The organism is Streptomyces sp. NBC_00775 (assembly GCF_036347135.1).
Classification (GTDB): domain Bacteria; phylum Actinomycetota; class Actinomycetes; order Streptomycetales; family Streptomycetaceae; genus Streptomyces; species Streptomyces lutosisoli.
This window is the reverse complement of the sequence record NZ_CP108938.1, coordinates 2718312-2736020: the sequence shown is the minus strand read 5'-3', so window position 1 is coordinate 2736020 and position 17709 is coordinate 2718312. Positions and strand designations below refer to the sequence as shown.

Here is a 17709-nt window from a genome sequence, read left to right as displayed (position 1 = left end):
GTCCGGCCGTTTCCCTTTCGCTCGCCCCTTTCGCTCACCCCCTTCTCAACTGGAGTCACCCCGCCATGCAGGCAGAACCGAAGAAATCGCTGGTGGGGGAGGAGTACGAGGTCGAGATCGGCCCCGTCGCACACGGCGGCCACTGCATCGCCCGTACGTCCGAGGGTCAGGTCCTCTTCGTCCGGCACGCCCTGCCCGGCGAGCGTGTCGTCGCGCACGTGACGGAGGGCGAGGAGGGCGCGCGTTTCCTGCGCGCGGACGCCGTGCGGATCGTGGACGCGTCGAAGGACCGCGTCGAGGCCCCCTGCCCGTACGCGGGCCCCGGCCGTTGCGGCGGCTGCGACTGGCAGCACGCCAAGCCGGGCGCGCAGCGCCGCCTCAAGGGTGAGGTCATCGCCGAGCAGCTCCAGCGGCTCGCGGGGCTCACGCCCGAGGAGGCCGGCTGGGACGGCACGGTGATGCCCGCCGAGGGCGACAAGCTGCCCGCGGGTGAGGTCCCGGCCTGGCGCACACGCGTCCAGTACGCCGTCGACGCCGACGGCAACGCCGGACTGCGCCGCCACCGCTCGCACGAGGTCGAGCCGATCGAGCACTGCATGATCGCCGCGCCGGGCGTCAGCGAACTGGGCATCGAACAGCGCGACTGGTCCGGCATGGCCTCCGTCGACGCGATCGCCGCGACGGGATCCCAGGACCGCATGGTGATCCTGGAGCCCAAGCCGGGCGCCCGCCTGCCCCTCGTCGAACTCGACAAGCCCGTCTCCGTGATGCGCGTCGACGAGCACGACGGCGGCATCCACCGCGTCCACGGCCGCGCGTTCGTGCGCGAGCGCGCCGACGGCCGTACGTACCGCGTCGGCAGCGGCGGCTTCTGGCAGGTCCACCCGATGGCCGCCGACACCCTCGTCAAGGCCGTCATGCAGGGTCTGCTGCCGCGCAAGGGCGACATGGCGCTCGACCTGTACTGCGGCGTCGGCCTCTTCGCCGGCGCCCTCGCCGACCGCCTCGGCGACAAGGGCGCGGTCCTCGGCATCGAGTCCGGCAAGCGCGCGGTCGAGGACGCCCGCCACAACCTCGCCGCCTTCGACCGCGTCCGCATCGAACAGGGCAAGGTCGAGGCCGTCCTCCCGCGCACCGGCATCACCGAGGTCGACCTCATCGTCCTCGACCCGCCCCGCGCGGGCGCCGGCAAGAAGACCGTCGAGCACCTGACGTCCCTGAGCGCGCGACGGATCGCGTACGTCGCCTGCGATCCGGCGGCGCTGGCGCGGGATCTGGGGTACTTCCGGGACGGTGGGTACAAGGTGCGGACGCTGCGGGCGTTCGATCTTTTCCCGATGACGCACCATGTTGAGTGTGTGGCGATCCTTGAGCCGGCCGCGAAGGGCTCCTGACCTGCGGTTTTGCCGGTGCGCGTTATGTGCGGTGTGGGCGTTACGGGCGATGTCTTGACGCTGAAATGACGCTTGTGACGCTCATTTGACGCTCGTTCTGATGGGGTGTCAGCCGTGCTGCGATGCTGGTCAGGCGATCTGATGTGTAGTCCGGCTGAGGGGTGTGGCGGCGGTCCGCCCCACGCTCGAAATCCTCCGACTCGGGACCGTCGGCGGCCGATGTCCCGGCCGCCCTCAAAGCGGCCAGGACTCGATTGTGCGCAACACTTACGATCCCGGCGCCGCTGCACGACGATGACGTAGCGGTGCGGGCCGTGCCCGGCCGGTGGGGCGGCACCGATGTAGCGTGCCGCGCGGGCGTCGTTGGGCAGTTGGTAGGCACCTTCGGGAAGGCCCGGGCCGCTCTCGTCACCGGCACCCTCGGACAGGTGGGTGACCGTCGCGGGGATGTCCGCCACGGCCCAGTGCCAGAAGCCGGAGCCGGTCGGGGCGTCCGGGTCGTACACCGTCACCGCGTAGCTCTTCGTCCCTGCGGGGGCGCCGCTCCATGACAGTTGCGGGGAGATGTCCTTGCCGGCCGGGACCCCGAGCAGGCCGGACATCTGTGCGGCGGGCCAGGCGTCCCCGTCGGACACCGTGGTGCTGGTGACGGTGAAGCGAGGCACCTCGGGGAGACGAGCGAACGGGTCGTTGGTGCTCACGATGATCCTTCCCGTGGACAGGGCCCTTCTCCAGGCACCCATGGGCCACTTTGCGCTCCGATCGAGACGAGATCACCGACCAGCTTCCTCCCTGCTGGTAGCCCCTTCCTTCCATCGCAGGTCAGCGGCCCGCTCCCGCGGGAACGGCGTCCGGTGTGCGGTGGAACTTAGATGACCGGTCGGTTAGTTTCAGGGTGTGGCGCGGATTTGCGACCGCTCCAGATCCACTTCCTCAAGAGGGCGCGTCCATGAACGCGTACAGCCGGCAAGTCGTGCCGTCGAGGTGGGGCTTCCATGCCTGGACGCAGCTCTGTCCTCCCGGCAGTCCTCGCCATGGGAGCCCTGTTCCTTCAAACCTGGAGTACGGCGATGAACGACAACGGACGTCAGGACGGCATCCACCCCTTCCCTGCCGGTATGCAGACGCGTGAGATCGAGACCAATGGCGCCACGATCCATGTGCGCGTCGGCGGACAGGGTCCGGCGGTGGTCCTGCTGCATGGCTTCGGCACGACGGGCGACATGTGGGGTCACCTGGCGAGCGCACTGATCGAGGACCACACAGTGATCGCGCCCGACCTGCGGGGGCTGGGTCTCTCCTCGAAGCCCGAGGGCGGCTACGACAAGAAGAACCAGGCGGCGGACGTGTGGGGCGTCCTGGACGCCCTGGGCGTGGGCACGATCGAACTGGTCACGCACGACATCGGCATCATGGTCGGCTACGCGACCGTCTCCACCCACCCCGAGCGCGTCAGCCGATGGGTGGCGATCGACGCGCCGCTGCCCGGCATCGGACCCTGGGCCGAGATCACGCAGGACCCGATGATGTGGCACTTCGGCTTCGGCGGCCACGACATGGAGCGCCTCGTCGAGGGCCGCGAGCGCATCTATCTCGACCGCTTCTGGAACGAACTCTCCGTGGTCCCGGAGCGGTTCGACGAAGCGAAGCGCGAGCACTATGCGGCGCTCTACGCCCAACCCGGCGCCATGCGGGCGAGCTTCGCCCAGTTCCTGGCGTTCGGTCAGGACGCGGCCGACAACGAGAAGTTCCTCGCTCAGGGCAAGCTGCGGATGCCGGTCCTGGCCTTCGGCGGCGAAGCCACCTTCGGCCCCGGGATCGGCGAGGTGCTGCGCTGTGTCGCCGACAACGTCGAAGACGCGGTCATCCCGGACTGCGGGCACTGGATCACGGAGGAGCAGCCGCAGGCGACGACAGACCTGGTCGTCGACTTCCTGCACCAAGCGCGCTGAAAGACGGTGTCACCGTTGAGGGTGGGACGCCGCCGGCCCCCACCGACGTCCCGCCCAGCGGCCGCGCGAGCGCCGCCTCCTGCACGGCGTTGTACCACTGCGCGATCGCGCGGGCGGGCACGGGACCGAACGGCACCCCGGCCGTTGCCTGGCCGAAATTCGTGCGAAACACACCCTCCCTAGGGTCGCCCGCACGTCGGTCATGGCTGCAACGGCCGACGGGTGACCGGCAGTCCGGCGCTAACCAGCCACCTTTCACCGCGTTTTGAGGAGGAAGGATGGCTGTGCAGCCTCCTGCCGACACGCGCGCCCCAGAAGCCGCCGCGCACCCCGTCGACGTACGACCGCCCCTGCACCGCATGGTGCCGCTGAGCCTGCAGCATGTGCTCGTCGCTTACTCGGGCCTGGCCACCATGCCGCTGCTCGTGGGCGTCGCGCTGGATCTGCCGGACGACCGGATCCGGCTGCTGATCAGCGCGAACCTTCTGGTCAGCGGTCTGGCGACGCTGCTGCAGACACTCGGTTTCAAGTGGTTCGGGGCGCGGTTGCCGATCGTGATGGGGTCGACGTTCACCGCGATCACTCCGGCCGTGCTCATCGGCAAGGATCACGGCCTGGCCGCAGTGTTCGGAGCGACCATCGTCTCCGGGCTCGTGACGGTGGCGGTCGCGCCATGGTTCGGGCGGATCCTGCATCTGTTTCCGCCGCTCGTCACCGGCTCGGTCATCGCGGTCATCGGGTTCTCCCTGGTGCCGTCGGCGGCCGGGCTCATCACCGGAAGCGGGAACGAGGGCGGCAGCGGCGCGCGAGGGCTCGCCCTCGCCGCCGTCACCGTCGTGCTCGTCGTCCTCGTCGAACGGCTGGCGCCCCCCGCTATGGCCCGCTTCTCCGTGCTGGTCGCGATGGCGGCTGGTGCGCTTCTGGCCGTACCCCTGGGCCTGTTCGACGGTTCGGCGGTCGGCGAGGCGCAGGCCCTGTCGGTGCCGGATCCGACCGCGTTCGGGGCGCCCACGTTCGTCGTGCCGGCGATCGTCGCCCTGCTCGTCGTGCAGGTGGTCAACATGGTCGAGTCGGTGGGCGACACCCTCGCCGTGGGACAGATCGTGGGGCGCGGCGACGACCCGGAGACCGTGGTGAGGGCGCTGCGCGCCGACGGGGCGGCCACCGTGGTGTCCGGCGCTTTCTCGTCCTTCCCGATCGTGACGTTCGGGCAGTCCGTCGGTCTGTTGAGCGTGACGCGGGTGATGAGCCGTCATGTCGTCGCGCTGTCCGGCGCGTTGATGGTGCTGCTCGCCTTCGTTCCCGTGTTCGGGGCGGCGGTTGCGGCGGTACCGGGACCGGTGCTCGGCGGGGTGTCACTCGTGACGTTCGGCACCGTCGGCGCGGTCGGGCTGCGGATCCTGAGCCGCGCCGACCTCTCCGACGGGCGCAATCTGCTGACGGCGGCACTCGCGTTCGGCCTCGGCATGATCCCGGTCGGCGCGCCCGACTTCTACGCGCCGCTGCCGTCGTACCTGCGCACCGTCCTGGACAGCGGCATCGCGGTGACCGGGATCGTGGCCTTCACGCTGAATCTGCTGTTCCACCACACGGGCCACATCCGTCGCGTCCCTCGTGGCAAGGAGCAGTCCTGATGTACGTCGACACGATCACCGACGTCTGTGTGTGGAGCGGCGGGCGGTGGCTGGACGCGCGGGATGTGCACGTGGCGGACGGGCGGGTGACGGCAGTCGTCGGAGCCCGCGAACTGCCCCGTGGACAGCGGGTACTGGCGGCGGCGGGCGGGCATCTGATCCCGGGCCTCGTCAACACGCATACCCACCTCCACCAGGCGTGCATGCGCGGCATCGGCGAAGGCGAGCCGCTGCTGTCCTGGCTGCGAACCGTCGGCGAGGAGACCGTCGCGCTCACTCCCGATCGCGCCTACGCGGCGGCCGCCGCCGCGGCGACGGAGGCCCTGCGCAGCGGCACCACCACCCTGGTGGACCACATGTGGCCGAACCCGTCCGCCGAGATCCACGACGCGGTGCTGCGCGCCCTTCATGACTCGGGGATCCGTGCGGTGCTGTGCCGCGGCGTGGCCGACCGGGCGGACCCGTCCCGCAGGTGGGGCTTCGACCCACGTCTCATGCAGCAGCTGGACAGCGCCCTCGCGCACACCGACGAGTTGGTGGACGCCACGGCGGGCAGCCGTGTCTCGGTGGGGCTCGCCGTGCCCAATCCGCGCAGCCTCACTCCTGCGGGAATGCGGCAGGTACGGGCGTACGCCGAAGAGCGGGACCTGCCGGTGTCGATCCACCTCCTGGAGACGGCGACGGACGACTTGATGTGCCGGGAGCACACCGGTCAAGGAGCCGTGGAATACCTGGAGGCGGCGGGATTCCTGTGGGAGCGGCTGCTCGCCGTGCACTGTGTGGAGCTGGACGCGGCGGGCCGTGCGGCGCTCGCCCGGCACGGAGTCGGCGTCTCCTACAACCCGCTCAGCAATATGCGGCTGGGCAGCGGCATCGCCCCCGTGATCGCCATGCGGGAAGCGGGACTTCGGGTAGGGCTCGGGGTCGACGGGGCCGCCAGCAACGACACCCAGGACATTCTGGAGGCCATGCGGATCGGGGCGTATCTGCAGCGTGCCGCGCACCGGCGGGCAGATCTGCTCGGCTTCGCGGAGATGCTGGCCATCGCCGCCGACGGCGCGGGCGAGGTGCTCGGGCTCGATTCCCGCGCGGACGGTGTGGTGGCCGGTGTCAGGGCCGACCTCGTGCTGCACCGCTTCGAGCGGGACTACGCGTGCCTTCCGGTGCGCGATCCGGGCGCAACGCTGCTGACCTGCGCGAGCAGCCGGACCGTGGACACGGTCCTGGTGGCGGGCGAGGCGGTGGTGCGGGACGGGCGCAGTGCACGCCTGTCCGAGGCGTTCCTCGTGGACGTGCTGTCGCGGTAACAGAACTGGTTCCCGGACGAAACACGGTGCCGCCAGGCTGACGTCATCGCGCATGGCCCCTGTCGACGGGGCGAATGCCAGCCCACGGCGCCGGGCCCACGGACGGGTCCGAGGCCGACCGTGCCCGCGGACCTCTGTGTGTCCGCGGTGGGGGTGCAGGGGCGGTGACTGCACCCCGTAGGACTCGGAGAACACCACTCCGACGTACTCAGGAGTACTTGCCGCGATGACTGACATCACGACGCGTGCTGTGCCGCACACGACGCCTCGATCGACGTACGGCCTTGCCGAACTCGACAAGGAAACCCACATGGGCGGGGCCGGAACCGAGACCACGGCGCGGGAGATCCGCCGCATCGACCTCTCCGACTTCGAGGCCCGCAAGGCCGAGATCACCGAGGAGCTGTGGGCGGCGGCCACGAACATCGGGTTCTTCCAGCTGGTCAACCACGGCATCGAACAGGCCCTGGTGGACGAGGCGTTCACGAACGCCGAGGGATTTTTCGCGCTGCCCGAGGCCCACAAGGCCCGGCATGGGCTGAAGAAGGGCCTCAACTCCGGGTGGGAGTCCATGACCCAGGTCAGGCCGTCCGTCGGGACACCGGACCAGAAGGAGTCGTACCAGGTCACCCGCCCTCACATGGAGGGGCTCTGGCCCGACGACGTCCTGCCCGAATTCCGGCTGCGCGCCCTCGACTTCGAGACGCGCTGCCGCGAGGTGGCGATGCGGGTCCTGTCCTGCTTCGCCGACAAGCTGGGCTTCGCCGGCGACTTCTTCACCCGCGCCCACGACCCTCAGAGCACGCACTACCAGTCCACCCTGCGGATGCTGCACTACTTCGCGATCCCCGAGGACGCCGAGCCCGACCCGAACGTGTGGCGGGCCGGTGCGCACACCGACTTCGACTGCCTGACCCTGCTCTTCCAGCGGGACGGGCAGGGCGGGCTGCAGGTGTGCCCGGGAAAGGAGGCCGAGGCCCAGGAGTGGACTCCCGTGGTGCCCTCGGCAGACGCCATCACCTGCAACATCGGCGACATGCTGATGCGGTGGAGCGACGACCGGCTTCCGTCCAACTTCCACCGGGTCAAGTCCCCGGGTCCCGGCGAGGACCGGGGCGCCCGCTACAGCATCGCCTTCTTCGCCCAGGCAGACCGGGACGTGGTGATCGAGGGGCCGGACGGCCGGTATCCGCCGATCACGGCGGAGCAGTACATCCAGCAGCGCATCGCTGCCAACTTCGCACGATAGAGGGCCTGTTGTGATGATGTCCGCGAAAAAGCGGGCGCCGTTCGGGCGGCTCGCGGTGCTGGGTCTCCAGCACGTTCTGGTGATGTACACAGGCTGTGTCACGGTGCCGCTCGTCTTCGGCGCGGCCGCCGGGCTCGATGCCTCGACCATCGCTCTGCTCATCAATGCGGACCTGCTGGTCGCGGGCGTCGTCACGATGATCCAGGGCGCGGGCGTCGGGCGGGTGCTCGGCGTCCGCATGCCCGTGATGGCCGGTGCGGCCTTCACCGCCGTCACGCCGATGATCCTGATCGCCGGTGAGTACGGGCTCCAGGCCGTATACGGTTCGATGATCGCCGCCGGGATCTTCGGCCTGCTCGCCGCCTGGCCGTTCGCCAAGGCGGCGCGCTTCTTCCCGCCGCTGGTGAGCGGTGTGGTGATCACCGTGGTCGGCCTGGCGCTGATCAGTGTCGGCGTCAACCTTGTCGTCGGCAGCGACCCCAAGGCGGCGGACTACGCGGCGCCGTCGCGCCTCGCCCTCGCCGCCCTCGTCGTCATCGTGATCCTGCTGGTGGCGAGGTTCGGCCGGGGCTTTCTGGCCCAGACCGGCGTCCTGCTCGGGCTGCTGGCCGGCACCGCGGTCGCGGTACCGCTGGGTCTGGTGGACCTGTCCGCCGCCCGTGGCGCCGACTGGATCGGGGTGAGCGCTCCGTTCCATTTCGGCGCGCCCGAGTTCCCGCCGGTCGCGGTCATCTCCATGTGTGTCGTGATGCTGGTCCTGTTCGCCGAGTCGACCGCGGACCTGATCGCGGTCGCCGAACTCACCGGCAAGGAGCTGACGACCGCGGACATGGCGCGCGGGCTGGCCGCCGACGGACTGTCCGGGGTGCTCGGCGGAGTGATGAACGCCTTCATCGACACCGTCTTCGCCCAGAACGTGGGCCTGGTGTCGATGACCCGGGTGCGCAGCCGCCATGTGGCCACCGTCGCGGGCGCCATCCTGGTTGCCCTGGGCCTGGTTCCCAAGCTGGGGGCGGTGGTGGCCGGGCTGCCCGGACCGGTCGTGGGCGCCGCGGGACTGGTCATGTTCGCCACGGTCGCCGCCGTCGGCATCAGCACACTGCGCAAGGTCGAGTTCGAGGGAACGCACAACCTGCTGATCGTCGCCGTGTCGATCGGCGTGGGCATGGCGCCCGACGTGGCACCGGACCTCTACTCCCGTTTCCCGGACGGTGTGCGCATCGTGCTGGGCTCACCGGTGACGAGCGCGACCCTGATCGCGTTCGGGCTGAACCTGGCCTTCAACCGGACCCGCCCGGCACGCACGGCGGACGACGAAACAGTGGCAGAGAAGCAGACTCGGCCGACGACCACCACCCCGGCGGAATACGTCCCATAGCGCGGATCCGTGGTCCGAGCCGACTGAACGACCTCTACACCTGTCGCTCTTTGCTCGGCGTTCTAGCGAGGGGCGTTCTGTACGGTGAGGATGTGCACCCCGGAGGGGTCCTGATCCTTCAGAACCCGCCAGCGGTGCGGGGTTCCGCCTGGGTAGAGCAGGCTGTCGCCGGCGTGGAGGCGGTGTAGTTCGCGGCCGTCGGGGCCCATCAGGTCGACCTCGATCGCGCCGTGTACCACGTAGAGGAACTCATCGCCCGGGTGGTCGTAGTACTCCTCGAAGCCGGTGGGCCCTCCGGTGTACTCGACCGGGTGGACGGCGAATTGGGGAGCCCCGAGCATCCGGGCCGAGCCGCCGCTGTTGGCGACGGGGGTGCCGGTCCCTTCCCGTACGACATGGATGTCGGCGGGGGAGGTCGCCGAGTGCGCCAGCAGGGCCTGTTGGGTGGTGCCGAGCGCCTGGGCGATCCGGTGCAGCGAGGGCATGCTCGGGCGGGTCAGTCCGCGCTCCAGCTGACTGAGGAAGGGGTGCGAAAGGCCGGCGCTGCCCGCGAGTTGGACAAGGGTGAGGCCACGCTTCTTGCGTAGCCGACGGATCGCGTTGCCGAGCTGCTGGTCCGGATCGGCGGGGGTTTCGGTGGGGCGGTCTGCCATGGCGGAAATCCTAAGCGTTGCTTCGGAGTGGGATTTACTCCCGCGAAACACATGTCTCTTACGCTGAATGTTGATGTGACGAACATTCTAAGCGAGGAGCTCGAATGACCGCGACCACCGCCGACCGGCCTGCCACGGCCGGGTTCCTCGATGCCATGGCCGCCCTCGCGGGCGGCGTCTGCGTCGTGACCGCCGCCGCAGCCGATGGCACACCTGCCGGATTCACCAGCACCGCCGTGATGAGCCTCAGCCGCGCGCCGCAGCTGATAGCGATCGGTGTCCAGCGCGGCAGCCGCACCCTGCCGCTGCTCCAGGACGGCGGCAGGCTCGCCCTCAACATCCTTGCCGCGGACGCCGAATCCGTCTCGCGGCGCTTCGCCGATCCGGCCGTCGACCGGTTCGCCGGGCTGGAGTGGACGACGGGAGAGGGAGGTGTGCCACTGCTGCTCGCGCAGAGCACGTACGCCGTTCTGTGCCGCGTACGGGAAGAGGTGGCGGCCGGGGACCACCTGCTGCTGATCGCCGACATCGACGAGATCATCCCCGGCCGGGGCGGGGTCGGCGCTCTCGTCCACCACGCCCGCCGCTACCACGGCATCGGCGCATGAGCGGGCGCGACTGGTTCTCCGTACAGGAGACCGGACCCGGGACCTTCCTCATCGCCGAGCCCGGGCACGTCAACAGCTATCTCGTCGTGGGCGACGACCTCGCCCTGCTGTACGACACCGGAATGGGCATCGGGGACATCGGGCGCGAGGTGCGCGCACTGACCTCGCTGCCGCTGCTCGTCGTCAACTCCCACCACCACTACGACCACCGGGGCGGCAACGCCTCGCTGGTGGGCGAGGCCAAGGACTTCGCCGTCCACGAGGCGGGCGCGGACCTGCACGGCGAGCCCGCACCGCGCGAGTGGCTCGAGACGTACGAGCACATCGCGCAGGACATGCGACAGCGCTACATCGAGCTGAGCGCACTCTCCGCCGAGGGCTTCTTCCTCACCGACTCTCGGATCGAGGTGCGGCCCGTCCCCGAGCTGACCCAGTGGCGTATCGACGCGGTGCGCCCGACCCGGCTGCTCAGGGAAGGGGAGCAGCTCGACCTGGGCGGGCGGAGGCTGCACGTCCTGCACACCCCCGGCCACTCGCCCGACGGCATCTGCCTCTGGGAGCCGGAGAGTGGCCAGCTCCTCGCCGGCGACACCCTGATCAGCGGCACCTTCTTCGCCCATGTGCCGGGCGCCGATGTACCCGCCTTCGCCGCATCGACTCGGCGATTGGCCGAACTACCAGTCAGAACAGCCCTGTTGGGGCACAACCTCCGCCACCGTGAGGGCCACTACTTCGTGGGACGGGTCGCCGAAGCTTTCGACCAGGTGGTACGCGGACGGACCCGCCCGGTCCGCCGCCAGGACATGTTCGGGGCGCCCGTGATGTGGCACGCCTTCGACGGCTTCGCGGTACTCACCGCACCGGAGAACGAGGAGGCACGATGACGGCGACGGCACTGCTGCTGCGCGGGGCGCGGCTGCCCGAAGGACAGGTCCGGGACGTACTGATCGAGGACGGGCGGGTGTCGGCCGTCGCGCCGACCGGTCAACTCCCCTCCTTGTGCGAGGAGATGGACCTCTCCGGCTTCCTGCTGCTGCCCGCCCCCGCCGAACCCCACGCCCACCTCGACAAGGCCCTCACCTGGGACCTGGCCGGTGCACCGCCCTGCGACCTGCCGGGGGCGGTCGCCGCCTGGAGCGGCTATGCCGAGCAGGTGACGGAGGAGGACGTGCTGGTCAGGGCCCGCCGCGCGCTGGACGAGCTGGTCGCCAACGGTGCGACCGCCGTCCGCACCCACGCCGACGTCCTGCCCGGCCCCGATCCGCTCCGAGGGCTGCGGGCGCTGCTGCGGCTGCGCGAGGAGCTGAGCGAGCGGGTTGCCCTGCAGATCGCCGTACTGCACGTCGAGGCGCCCGACGAAGTCCTCGACGAGGCACTGGAGTTGGGGGCCGACTTGCTCGGTGGCTGCCCGCACCTCTCCGACGACCCGCAGGCCGCTGTCGCCCGCGCCTTGACCATCGCCGAGCGGCACGGCGTCGGCGTCGATCTGCACGCGGACGAGCATCTCCGTCCGGACCCGAAGGATCTGCTGCTGCTCGCCCAGGCGGTACGGGAGCGGGGCTTCGCCCACGGTGCGACCGCCAGCCACTGCGTGGGACTGGGCGGCCTGGACCCGGCCGATGCCGCCCGGATCGCCAAGGAGGCGGCGGCATCCGGGATCGGGGTCGTCGCACTGCCGCTCACCAACCTCTACCTCCAGGGCCGCGACACCCCTGCCCGCACCCCCCGCGGTCTGACCGCCGTACGCGCCCTCCTGGACGCGGGCGTGCCCCTGGCCGGGGGCGGCGACAACATCCGCGACCCCTTCAACCCGGTGGGCAGGGCCGACCCCCTGGAGACCGCCGGACTCCTCGTCGCGGCAGGTCACTTGACGCTTCCTGAGGCCGTCCACGCGGTGACCACCGGCGCCCGCACGGTCCTCGGGCTACCCGCCGCGGGGCCGTACGAGGGTGCGATCGCTGACCTCCTCGCCGTACGGGCCGACTCGCTCTCCGGGGTTGTCGGCGCCTCGTACCCGGACCGGATCGTTTTCAAGGGCGGGCGGGCGGTGAGCCGTACCACGGTGATCCGCGAAGTGCTCTGACTGGTCCCGGGCGTAAACGTCCGGGACACCCCTCCGAAACAATGAATGTTGATGCTACGAACATCAGTGAACGCTCCAGGGCCCACAGGAAGGAGTCGACGTGGCGACAGCAGTGCAGACGGCGCTGAGTTTCGTAGCCGTCGACAAGCGTTTCGACAGCGGAACCACCGCACTCTCGGGCGTGGATCTCCGCGTCGGGGCAGGGGAGTTCGTGGCGGTCGTGGGCCCCTCCGGATGCGGCAAGTCCACCCTGCTGCGGCTCGCCTCCGGTCTCGACGCCCCCAGCGCGGGCGAGATCAGCGCCCCGGGCGGCGACATCGGTTACGTGTTCCAGGACGCCACCCTGCTGCCCTGGCGCAGCGTCCTCGCCAATGTGGCGCTGCCGGCCGAACTGGCCGGCCGTCCCAAGGCCGAACGGCACGAGCGCGCCATGGACGCCATCCGTCTCGTCGGCCTCGACGGCTTCGAGAAGCAGCTGCCGGGACAGCTCTCGGGCGGAATGCGGATGCGGGTCTCGCTGGCCCGCGCGCTGATGATGAGCCCCGCGCTCTTCCTCTTCGACGAACCCTTCGGCGCGCTGGACGAGATGACCCGGCTTCGTATGCAGGAGGAGCTCCAGCGGATCTTCGCGGAGACGGGATTCGCGGGTCTCTTCATCACACACTCGGTGACCGAGGCGGTGTTCCTCGCCAACCGGGTCGTGGTGATGTCGGCCCGACCTGGACGCATCACCGCCGAGTTCGAGGTCCCGTTCGCCCACCCCAGGCCCGCATCGCTGCGTTACGAACCGGAGTTCGCCGCGATCGCGGGCGCGGTCTCCGAGGCCCTGCGAGGAGACGCCCAGTGACCACGAACACCCCGGCTGCCACGCCCGCCGACGCGCCGACCGCCCACGCAACCACTGCCGCCTCCGTCGCAGTCGGTCCGAGCGGCGAACCGTCTGCCGCTTGCGAACCGGCCGTCACCGGTTCGAACGCTGCCGCTCCGGCCCACGAGGGGAAGACCCCCGTGCACCAGTCCGATGCTGCCGCCGACGCCACGGCCGCGACTTTCCCGGCCGCCGAGGTGTCCGTCCGGGCACGCCGGGGCCCCGTAGCCCTGCTCGCCCCCATCGGCTCGCTCGCTGTCGCCATCGGCCTCTGGTACGCGGTGAGTTACCTGCTCCTCGCCCCCGCCCGCCGCTTCCTCGTGCCGCCCCCGCATCAGGTCCTCCAGGTCGCCGTCCTCGACTGGACCCACCTCCAGCCCATGCTCCAGGCCCTCGCCCTCACCGCGCAGGTCGCTCTCGCCGGGCTTGCCATCGCCGCCGCCCTCGGCATCACCGGGGCCGTCGTGATGAGCCGCGCCCGCTGGCTGGAGCGCTCCCTCTATCCCTACGCCGTCATCCTGCAGACCGTCCCGATCCTCGCCATCGTCCCCCTCATCGGCCTCTGGTTCGGCTTCGGCTTCACCAGCCGGGTCGTCGTCTGTGTCCTCATCGCCCTCTTCCCGCTGATCGCGAACACCCTCTTCGGACTGCAGTCCGTGGACCGCGCCCACCACGACCTCTTCACCCTCCAGAAGGCGAGCCGCTGGGCCCGCCTGCGCAAGCTGGAACTGCCCGCAGCGCTCCCCGCCCTCTTCACCGGGCTGCGCACCTCCTCCGGGCTCTCCGTCATCGGCGCGATCGTCGGCGACATGTTCTTCAAGCAGGGCGCGCCCGGCATCGGCACCCTCCTCGACGTCTACCGCTCACGGCTCCAGTCCGAGGACCTCTTCGCGGCGATCATCCTCGCCTCCCTCTTCGGGGTCGCCGTCTTCGCGCTCTTCACGTTCCTGTCCCGCCTCGCCATCGGTTCCTGGCACGCGTCCGGCCGCAGCTGAGCGCTCCGCTGGAAGTGCCGCGATATGCCGTCGACCGTCTGCGGCACCGTCGTGGCTGGTCGCGCAGTTCCCCGCGCCCCTTCAGGGCGCTTCCCAACCGCAGCGGACTTCACCCGACCTGCTGAGCCGGCCCCACCCCCTCTCCGCTTCCTCGTCAGAGCCCCTCCTGGGAGACAGCCATGCCAATTTCCGCCAGAAGAAGCCTTGTTGCGGGACTGAGCGCCTCGCTCCTTCTCGCCGCCACCGGCTGCGGCGCCGGCGCCAGCACCAGCGCCGGTTCGTCCGCCGACCTCAAGCCCGCCCCCGCTGCCCTGCGCCTCGACAAGGTCTGTCCCGCCACCGTCGTCGTCCAGGCCGACTGGGAGCCCGAGGCCGAACACGGTCCGATCTACAACCTCGTCGGCCCCGGCTACACCGTCGACACCGACAAGAAGCGGGTCACCGGCCCCCTCGTCATCGGCGGCAAGGACACCGGCGTCAAGATCCAGGTACGGGCCGGCGGTTCGGCCGTCGGATACCAGACCCCCGCCTCGGAGATGTACATCGACCAGTCCATCACTCTCGGCATGGTCACCACCGACAGCGCCATCCAGACAGCCGGCAAGCGGCCCGTCACCGCGGTCGCCGCGCTGATGAAGAAGAGCCCGCAGGTCCTGATGTGGGACCCCAAGACCCACCCGGACTGGAAGACCGTCGCCGACATCGGCAAGAGCGGCGCCAAGGTCGTCTACCGCGACGGCGAGGTCTTCGCCCCGATGCTGGTGGCGAAGGGGCTCATCAAGAAGAGCCAGCTGGACGGGAGTTACGACAGTGCGCCGTCCCGTTTCGTCGCCGACCCCTCCATCGCGCAGCAGGGCTTCGCGACCGCGGAACCGTACCTCTACGAGCACGAGGTCGCCGCCTGGAAGAAGCCGGTCAAGTTCCAGCTGCTGTCCGATGTCGGCTACACCGTCTACCCGGAGGCACTCTCCGTCCGCACCGGTGCGCTGAAGAAGCTCGGCCCCTGCCTGAAGAAGCTGGTCCCCGTCATCCAGCAGTCGGCCGCCGACTTCGCCGCCGCACCGGACACCGCGGTCACGCTCATCGACGACATCGTGAAGCAGTACGGCACGAGCTGGGTCTACTCCAAGGGCACCGGCCAGTACGCCGCCAAGGAGATGGTCAAGCTCGGCATCCTCGGCAACGAGGCCGACGGATCGATCGCGAGCTTCGACAAGAAGCGGGTGACCGACTCCCTGAAGACCTTCGGACCGATCCTCGCCAAGAGCGGCGTCAAGATCCCGGCCGGGCTGAGCGCCGACGATCTGGCGACCAACGCATTCATCGACACCAAGATCGGAATGAAGTGATGGCCGTCGACCCCAAGGGCACGACCCTGTCCGCCGCCGAACTGCGCCGGATGACCGAACTGGTCGCGGACGACGCGATGGTGGGCGCCGGCCCAGGTGCCACGCACCGCACCCCCGGCATCGACGCATTCTGTACGGAGGCCGCCGCACTCCTGGGTGATGATGCCGTCGTACGCGAGGACTCCGCCCTCGACAAGGCGTCCCGCGACTGGGCGCACATGTCGCCGATCCTCGCCGCCAAGCTCCCCGCCGGTCGCGCCGAGGTGGTGCTGCGCCCGTCGTCGTACGAGCAGGTCCAGCCCCTCGTCGCCCTCGCCCACCGCCTGCGTATCCCGCTCACCCCGCGCGGCAAAGGCACCGGCAACTACGGCCAGGCGATCCCGCTCCACGGTGGCGCCGTCCTCGACCTCACCGGATGCGGACGCATCCTGGGCGCGGGCGACGGGTGGATCAGGGCCGAGGCGGGCGCGAAGATGTCCGACCTGGAGGCGCATGCGCGCACGCTGGGCCAGGAGCTGTGGATGTTCCCCTCCACCTTCGGGACATCGCTCGGCGGCTTCCTCTGTGGTGGGAACGGCGGCACGGGATCGCTCGCCAACGGCACCAACGGGGACGGTTTTGTGCGGGAGTTGACCGTCGTCCCGTGCACGGCGGAGGCCGAGCCCTTCACCGTACGCGGCGAGGAAGCCCTCCCGTACATCCACGCCTACGGCACCACCGGCATCACTACGACCGCGACCGTCGCACTTCAGCCGGCTCGCGTCTGGACCGGCCTTTTCACCTCCTTCGACACGTGGACCTCCGCCACCGCCGCACTCGGCGACCTCGTACGTTTGGAGCCCGCCCCGCGCCTGGTCTCCCTCGACGAGCCCGGCCTCGTCGAGACCTTCGAGGCCGACCCGGCCCTCGACCCGGCCGCGCTCAGCGTCCGCGCGATCATCGAGGAGCGGGCCGAGGACGACGCCCGCGCGATCATCGAGAAGCACGGCGGCCGGGTGACCGAGGTACGTCCCGCACCGCGCGGCCCCGCCCTCATCTCCTCGCTCTCCTTCAACCACCCCACGTACCACCTGATGAAGGCCCAGGACGGCTACTTCCACCTGGAGATCGGCGGCGACGTACTGCTCGGCGACCCGGCAGCGGTCAAGGCCGTCTTCCCCGGGACGGTGCTGCACCTGGAGGGGATGCGCTCGGGGACCGTCGGCATGCTGATGGCGCACTACCAGGGTGAAGCCGCCGTGTACGAGGGGATCGCCGCCCTGGAGGCGCTGGGCGTCGGTGTCCACGACGTCCACAACTGGTACGTCGACCGGCGCCTCGACCTCGCCCGCGCCGCCGCTCGCACCGCCGACCCGCTGGGGCTGCTCAACCCCGGCCACCTCCTGGGAGCGCGCTGACCATGACCTTCACGCGTTTCACCGACCTCAGTGGACCGTCGGTCACTGACCTGTCCGCCGACACCGTGGCCGTCCTCCCCGTCGGCGCGATCGAGCAGCACGGGCCCCATCTGCCCGTCGCCACGGATTACTTCATGGCGGAGGCGATAGCGGAGGGTGCGGCCCTGGCCGCCTCCGACAGCTGCGACATCACCCTGCTGCCGGGCCTCGCGTACACCAAGTCCGACGAACACGCCTGGTCGCCCGGGACACTGTGGCTCAGCGCCGCGACGCTCTTCGCGGTACTGGACGACCTCGGACGGTCCCTCGCCAAAGGGCCCGTCCGGCGGCTCGCGTTCCTCAATGCACACGGCGGCAACAGCGCGCTGCTGGGCGTCGCCCTACGTGAACTCCGCACCAAGTACGGTCTGTTCACCTTCCTGCTGCACGCCGCGCTGCCCGCGGACCAGGGCGGCGTGTCCCCCTCCGGCGAGCTCGGCCTGGGCGTGCACGGCGGGCTGAACGAGACCGCGGCGATGCTGCACCTCCACCCGGAGACGGTGGACATGTCGCTGGCCGAGCGGAGTGTCCCGGAGCACCTGACCGCCTACGAGCACGTCGGCTTCGGCAAGTCCGTCTCCTTCGGCTGGACGAGCGACGACTTCGGTACGGGCAACGGCGTCATCGGCGACCCCACCGGAGCCACCCCCGAACTCGGCCGCAAGCTCGTCGACACCGCGATCGCCGACAACGCGGCCGCACTGCGCGAATGCGCCCGCTTCCTGCCTTACGCCTGACAGCTTTCTCTCCATCACTAACCGTCGGACCGTCACCCGTCCGAAGACCGCCACCTGCCTGACCGC

Annotated in this window: 15 protein-coding genes and 1 pseudogene; 14 read left to right on the top strand and 2 right to left on the bottom strand. The window is 70.2% G+C overall.

All coding sequences use genetic code 11. From position 1 onward, the window contains the following. Positions 1–65 precede the first annotated feature (65 nt). Positions 66–1394 (top strand): class I SAM-dependent RNA methyltransferase, encoded by a 1329-nt coding sequence (locus OIC96_RS12225; RefSeq protein ID WP_330307800.1) that lies wholly within the window; start codon positions 66–68, stop codon positions 1392–1394. 287 nt (positions 1395–1681) lie between these two features. Here OIC96_RS12225 and OIC96_RS12220 read toward each other — a convergent pair. Next, positions 1682–2095 (bottom strand): annotated as a pseudogene (locus OIC96_RS12220) (YbhB/YbcL family Raf kinase inhibitor-like protein); the annotation flags it as partial. 369 nt (positions 2096–2464) lie between these two features. On the opposite strand from OIC96_RS12220, the gene OIC96_RS12215 reads away from it, so the two are divergent. The 5 genes from OIC96_RS12215 to OIC96_RS12195 all read left to right on the top strand — a co-directional run bounded on the left by OIC96_RS12215 (position 2465) and on the right by OIC96_RS12195 (position 8914). Next, entirely contained in the window at positions 2465–3346 is an 882-nt protein-coding gene (locus OIC96_RS12215; protein ID WP_330307801.1) for an alpha/beta fold hydrolase, read from the top strand. 278 nt (positions 3347–3624) lie between these two features. Beyond that, positions 3625–4980, top strand: a complete 1356-nt coding sequence (locus OIC96_RS12210; RefSeq protein WP_330307802.1) for a uracil-xanthine permease family protein — start codon at positions 3625–3627, stop codon at positions 4978–4980. Continuing rightward, positions 4980–6287, top strand: coding sequence for an amidohydrolase family protein (locus OIC96_RS12205; RefSeq protein WP_330307803.1), 1308 nt, complete (start codon positions 4980–4982; stop codon positions 6285–6287). Before OIC96_RS12210 ends, OIC96_RS12205 begins: the two co-directional genes overlap by 1 nt. 226 nt (positions 6288–6513) lie before the next feature. Beyond that, on the top strand, positions 6514–7536 hold the full coding sequence (locus tag OIC96_RS12200; protein WP_330307804.1) for an isopenicillin N synthase family dioxygenase: 1023 nt from the start codon (positions 6514–6516) through the stop codon (positions 7534–7536). Between the two features lie 13 nt (positions 7537–7549). Next, positions 7550–8914 (top strand): nucleobase:cation symporter-2 family protein, encoded by a 1365-nt coding sequence (locus tag OIC96_RS12195; protein WP_330307805.1) that lies wholly within the window; start codon positions 7550–7552, stop codon positions 8912–8914. A 62-nt stretch (positions 8915–8976) separates the two neighbouring features. On the opposite strand, the gene OIC96_RS12190 is transcribed toward OIC96_RS12195, so the two are convergent. Beyond that, positions 8977–9567, bottom strand: coding sequence for a helix-turn-helix domain-containing protein (locus tag OIC96_RS12190; RefSeq protein ID WP_330307806.1), 591 nt, complete (start codon positions 9565–9567; stop codon positions 8977–8979). Positions 9568–9671: 104 nt separating this feature from the next. Here OIC96_RS12190 and OIC96_RS12185 point away from each other — a divergent pair, with 104 nt between their 5' ends. The 8 genes from OIC96_RS12185 (at position 9672) to OIC96_RS12150 (ending at position 17643) form a co-directional block, all read left to right on the top strand. Next, complete coding sequence (locus tag OIC96_RS12185; protein ID WP_330307807.1) at positions 9672–10175, top strand: flavin reductase family protein; 504 nt, start codon at positions 9672–9674, stop codon at positions 10173–10175. Continuing rightward, complete coding sequence (locus tag OIC96_RS12180; RefSeq protein WP_330307808.1) at positions 10172–11059, top strand: MBL fold metallo-hydrolase; 888 nt, start codon at positions 10172–10174, stop codon at positions 11057–11059. Before OIC96_RS12185 ends, OIC96_RS12180 begins: the two co-directional genes overlap by 4 nt. Continuing rightward, the gene (locus OIC96_RS12175) at positions 11056–12258 is read left to right on the top strand and encodes an amidohydrolase family protein (RefSeq protein WP_330307809.1); all 1203 of its coding nucleotides are present in this window, start codon (positions 11056–11058) and stop codon (positions 12256–12258) included. The genes OIC96_RS12180 and OIC96_RS12175 overlap by 4 nt, the downstream gene beginning before the upstream one ends. Positions 12259–12358: 100 nt before the next feature. After that, positions 12359–13105, top strand: a complete 747-nt coding sequence (locus OIC96_RS12170) for an ABC transporter ATP-binding protein (RefSeq protein WP_330307810.1) — start codon at positions 12359–12361, stop codon at positions 13103–13105. A gap of 161 nt (positions 13106–13266) precedes the next feature. Further along, positions 13267–14121, top strand: coding sequence for an ABC transporter permease (locus OIC96_RS12165; protein ID WP_330307811.1), 855 nt, complete (start codon positions 13267–13269; stop codon positions 14119–14121). A gap of 179 nt (positions 14122–14300) precedes the next feature. Further along, positions 14301–15470, top strand: a complete 1170-nt coding sequence (locus OIC96_RS12160) for a hypothetical protein (protein WP_330307812.1) — start codon at positions 14301–14303, stop codon at positions 15468–15470. Further along, complete coding sequence (locus tag OIC96_RS12155) at positions 15470–16867, top strand: FAD-binding oxidoreductase (RefSeq protein WP_330307813.1); 1398 nt, start codon at positions 15470–15472, stop codon at positions 16865–16867. The genes OIC96_RS12160 and OIC96_RS12155 overlap by 1 nt, the downstream gene beginning before the upstream one ends. A 2-nt stretch (positions 16868–16869) precedes the next feature. Next, a complete protein-coding gene (locus OIC96_RS12150; RefSeq protein WP_330307814.1) occupies positions 16870–17643 on the top strand; it encodes a creatininase family protein in 774 nt (257 codons plus the stop codon). Positions 17644–17709: the final 66 nt, after the last annotated feature.

Coding starts and splice junctions, on each gene's coding strand:
- OIC96_RS12205 (WP_330307803.1), top strand. CDS start 4,980: ATGTACGTCGACACGATCACCGACGTCTGTGTGTGGAGCGGCGGGCGG.
- OIC96_RS12210 (WP_330307802.1), top strand. CDS start 3,625: ATGGCTGTGCAGCCTCCTGCCGACACGCGCGCCCCAGAAGCCGCCGCG.
- OIC96_RS12175 (WP_330307809.1), top strand. CDS start 11,056: ATGACGGCGACGGCACTGCTGCTGCGCGGGGCGCGGCTGCCCGAAGGA.
- OIC96_RS12180 (WP_330307808.1), top strand. CDS start 10,172: ATGAGCGGGCGCGACTGGTTCTCCGTACAGGAGACCGGACCCGGGACC.
- OIC96_RS12185 (WP_330307807.1), top strand. CDS start 9,672: ATGACCGCGACCACCGCCGACCGGCCTGCCACGGCCGGGTTCCTCGAT.
- OIC96_RS12190 (WP_330307806.1), bottom strand. CDS start 9,567: ATGGCAGACCGCCCCACCGAAACCCCCGCCGATCCGGACCAGCAGCTC.
- OIC96_RS12225 (WP_330307800.1), top strand. CDS start 66: ATGCAGGCAGAACCGAAGAAATCGCTGGTGGGGGAGGAGTACGAGGTC.
- OIC96_RS12195 (WP_330307805.1), top strand. CDS start 7,550: ATGATGTCCGCGAAAAAGCGGGCGCCGTTCGGGCGGCTCGCGGTGCTG.
- OIC96_RS12200 (WP_330307804.1), top strand. CDS start 6,514: ATGACTGACATCACGACGCGTGCTGTGCCGCACACGACGCCTCGATCG.
- OIC96_RS12160 (WP_330307812.1), top strand. CDS start 14,301: ATGCCAATTTCCGCCAGAAGAAGCCTTGTTGCGGGACTGAGCGCCTCG.
- OIC96_RS12150 (WP_330307814.1), top strand. CDS start 16,870: ATGACCTTCACGCGTTTCACCGACCTCAGTGGACCGTCGGTCACTGAC.
- OIC96_RS12155 (WP_330307813.1), top strand. CDS start 15,470: ATGGCCGTCGACCCCAAGGGCACGACCCTGTCCGCCGCCGAACTGCGC.
- OIC96_RS12215 (WP_330307801.1), top strand. CDS start 2,465: ATGAACGACAACGGACGTCAGGACGGCATCCACCCCTTCCCTGCCGGT.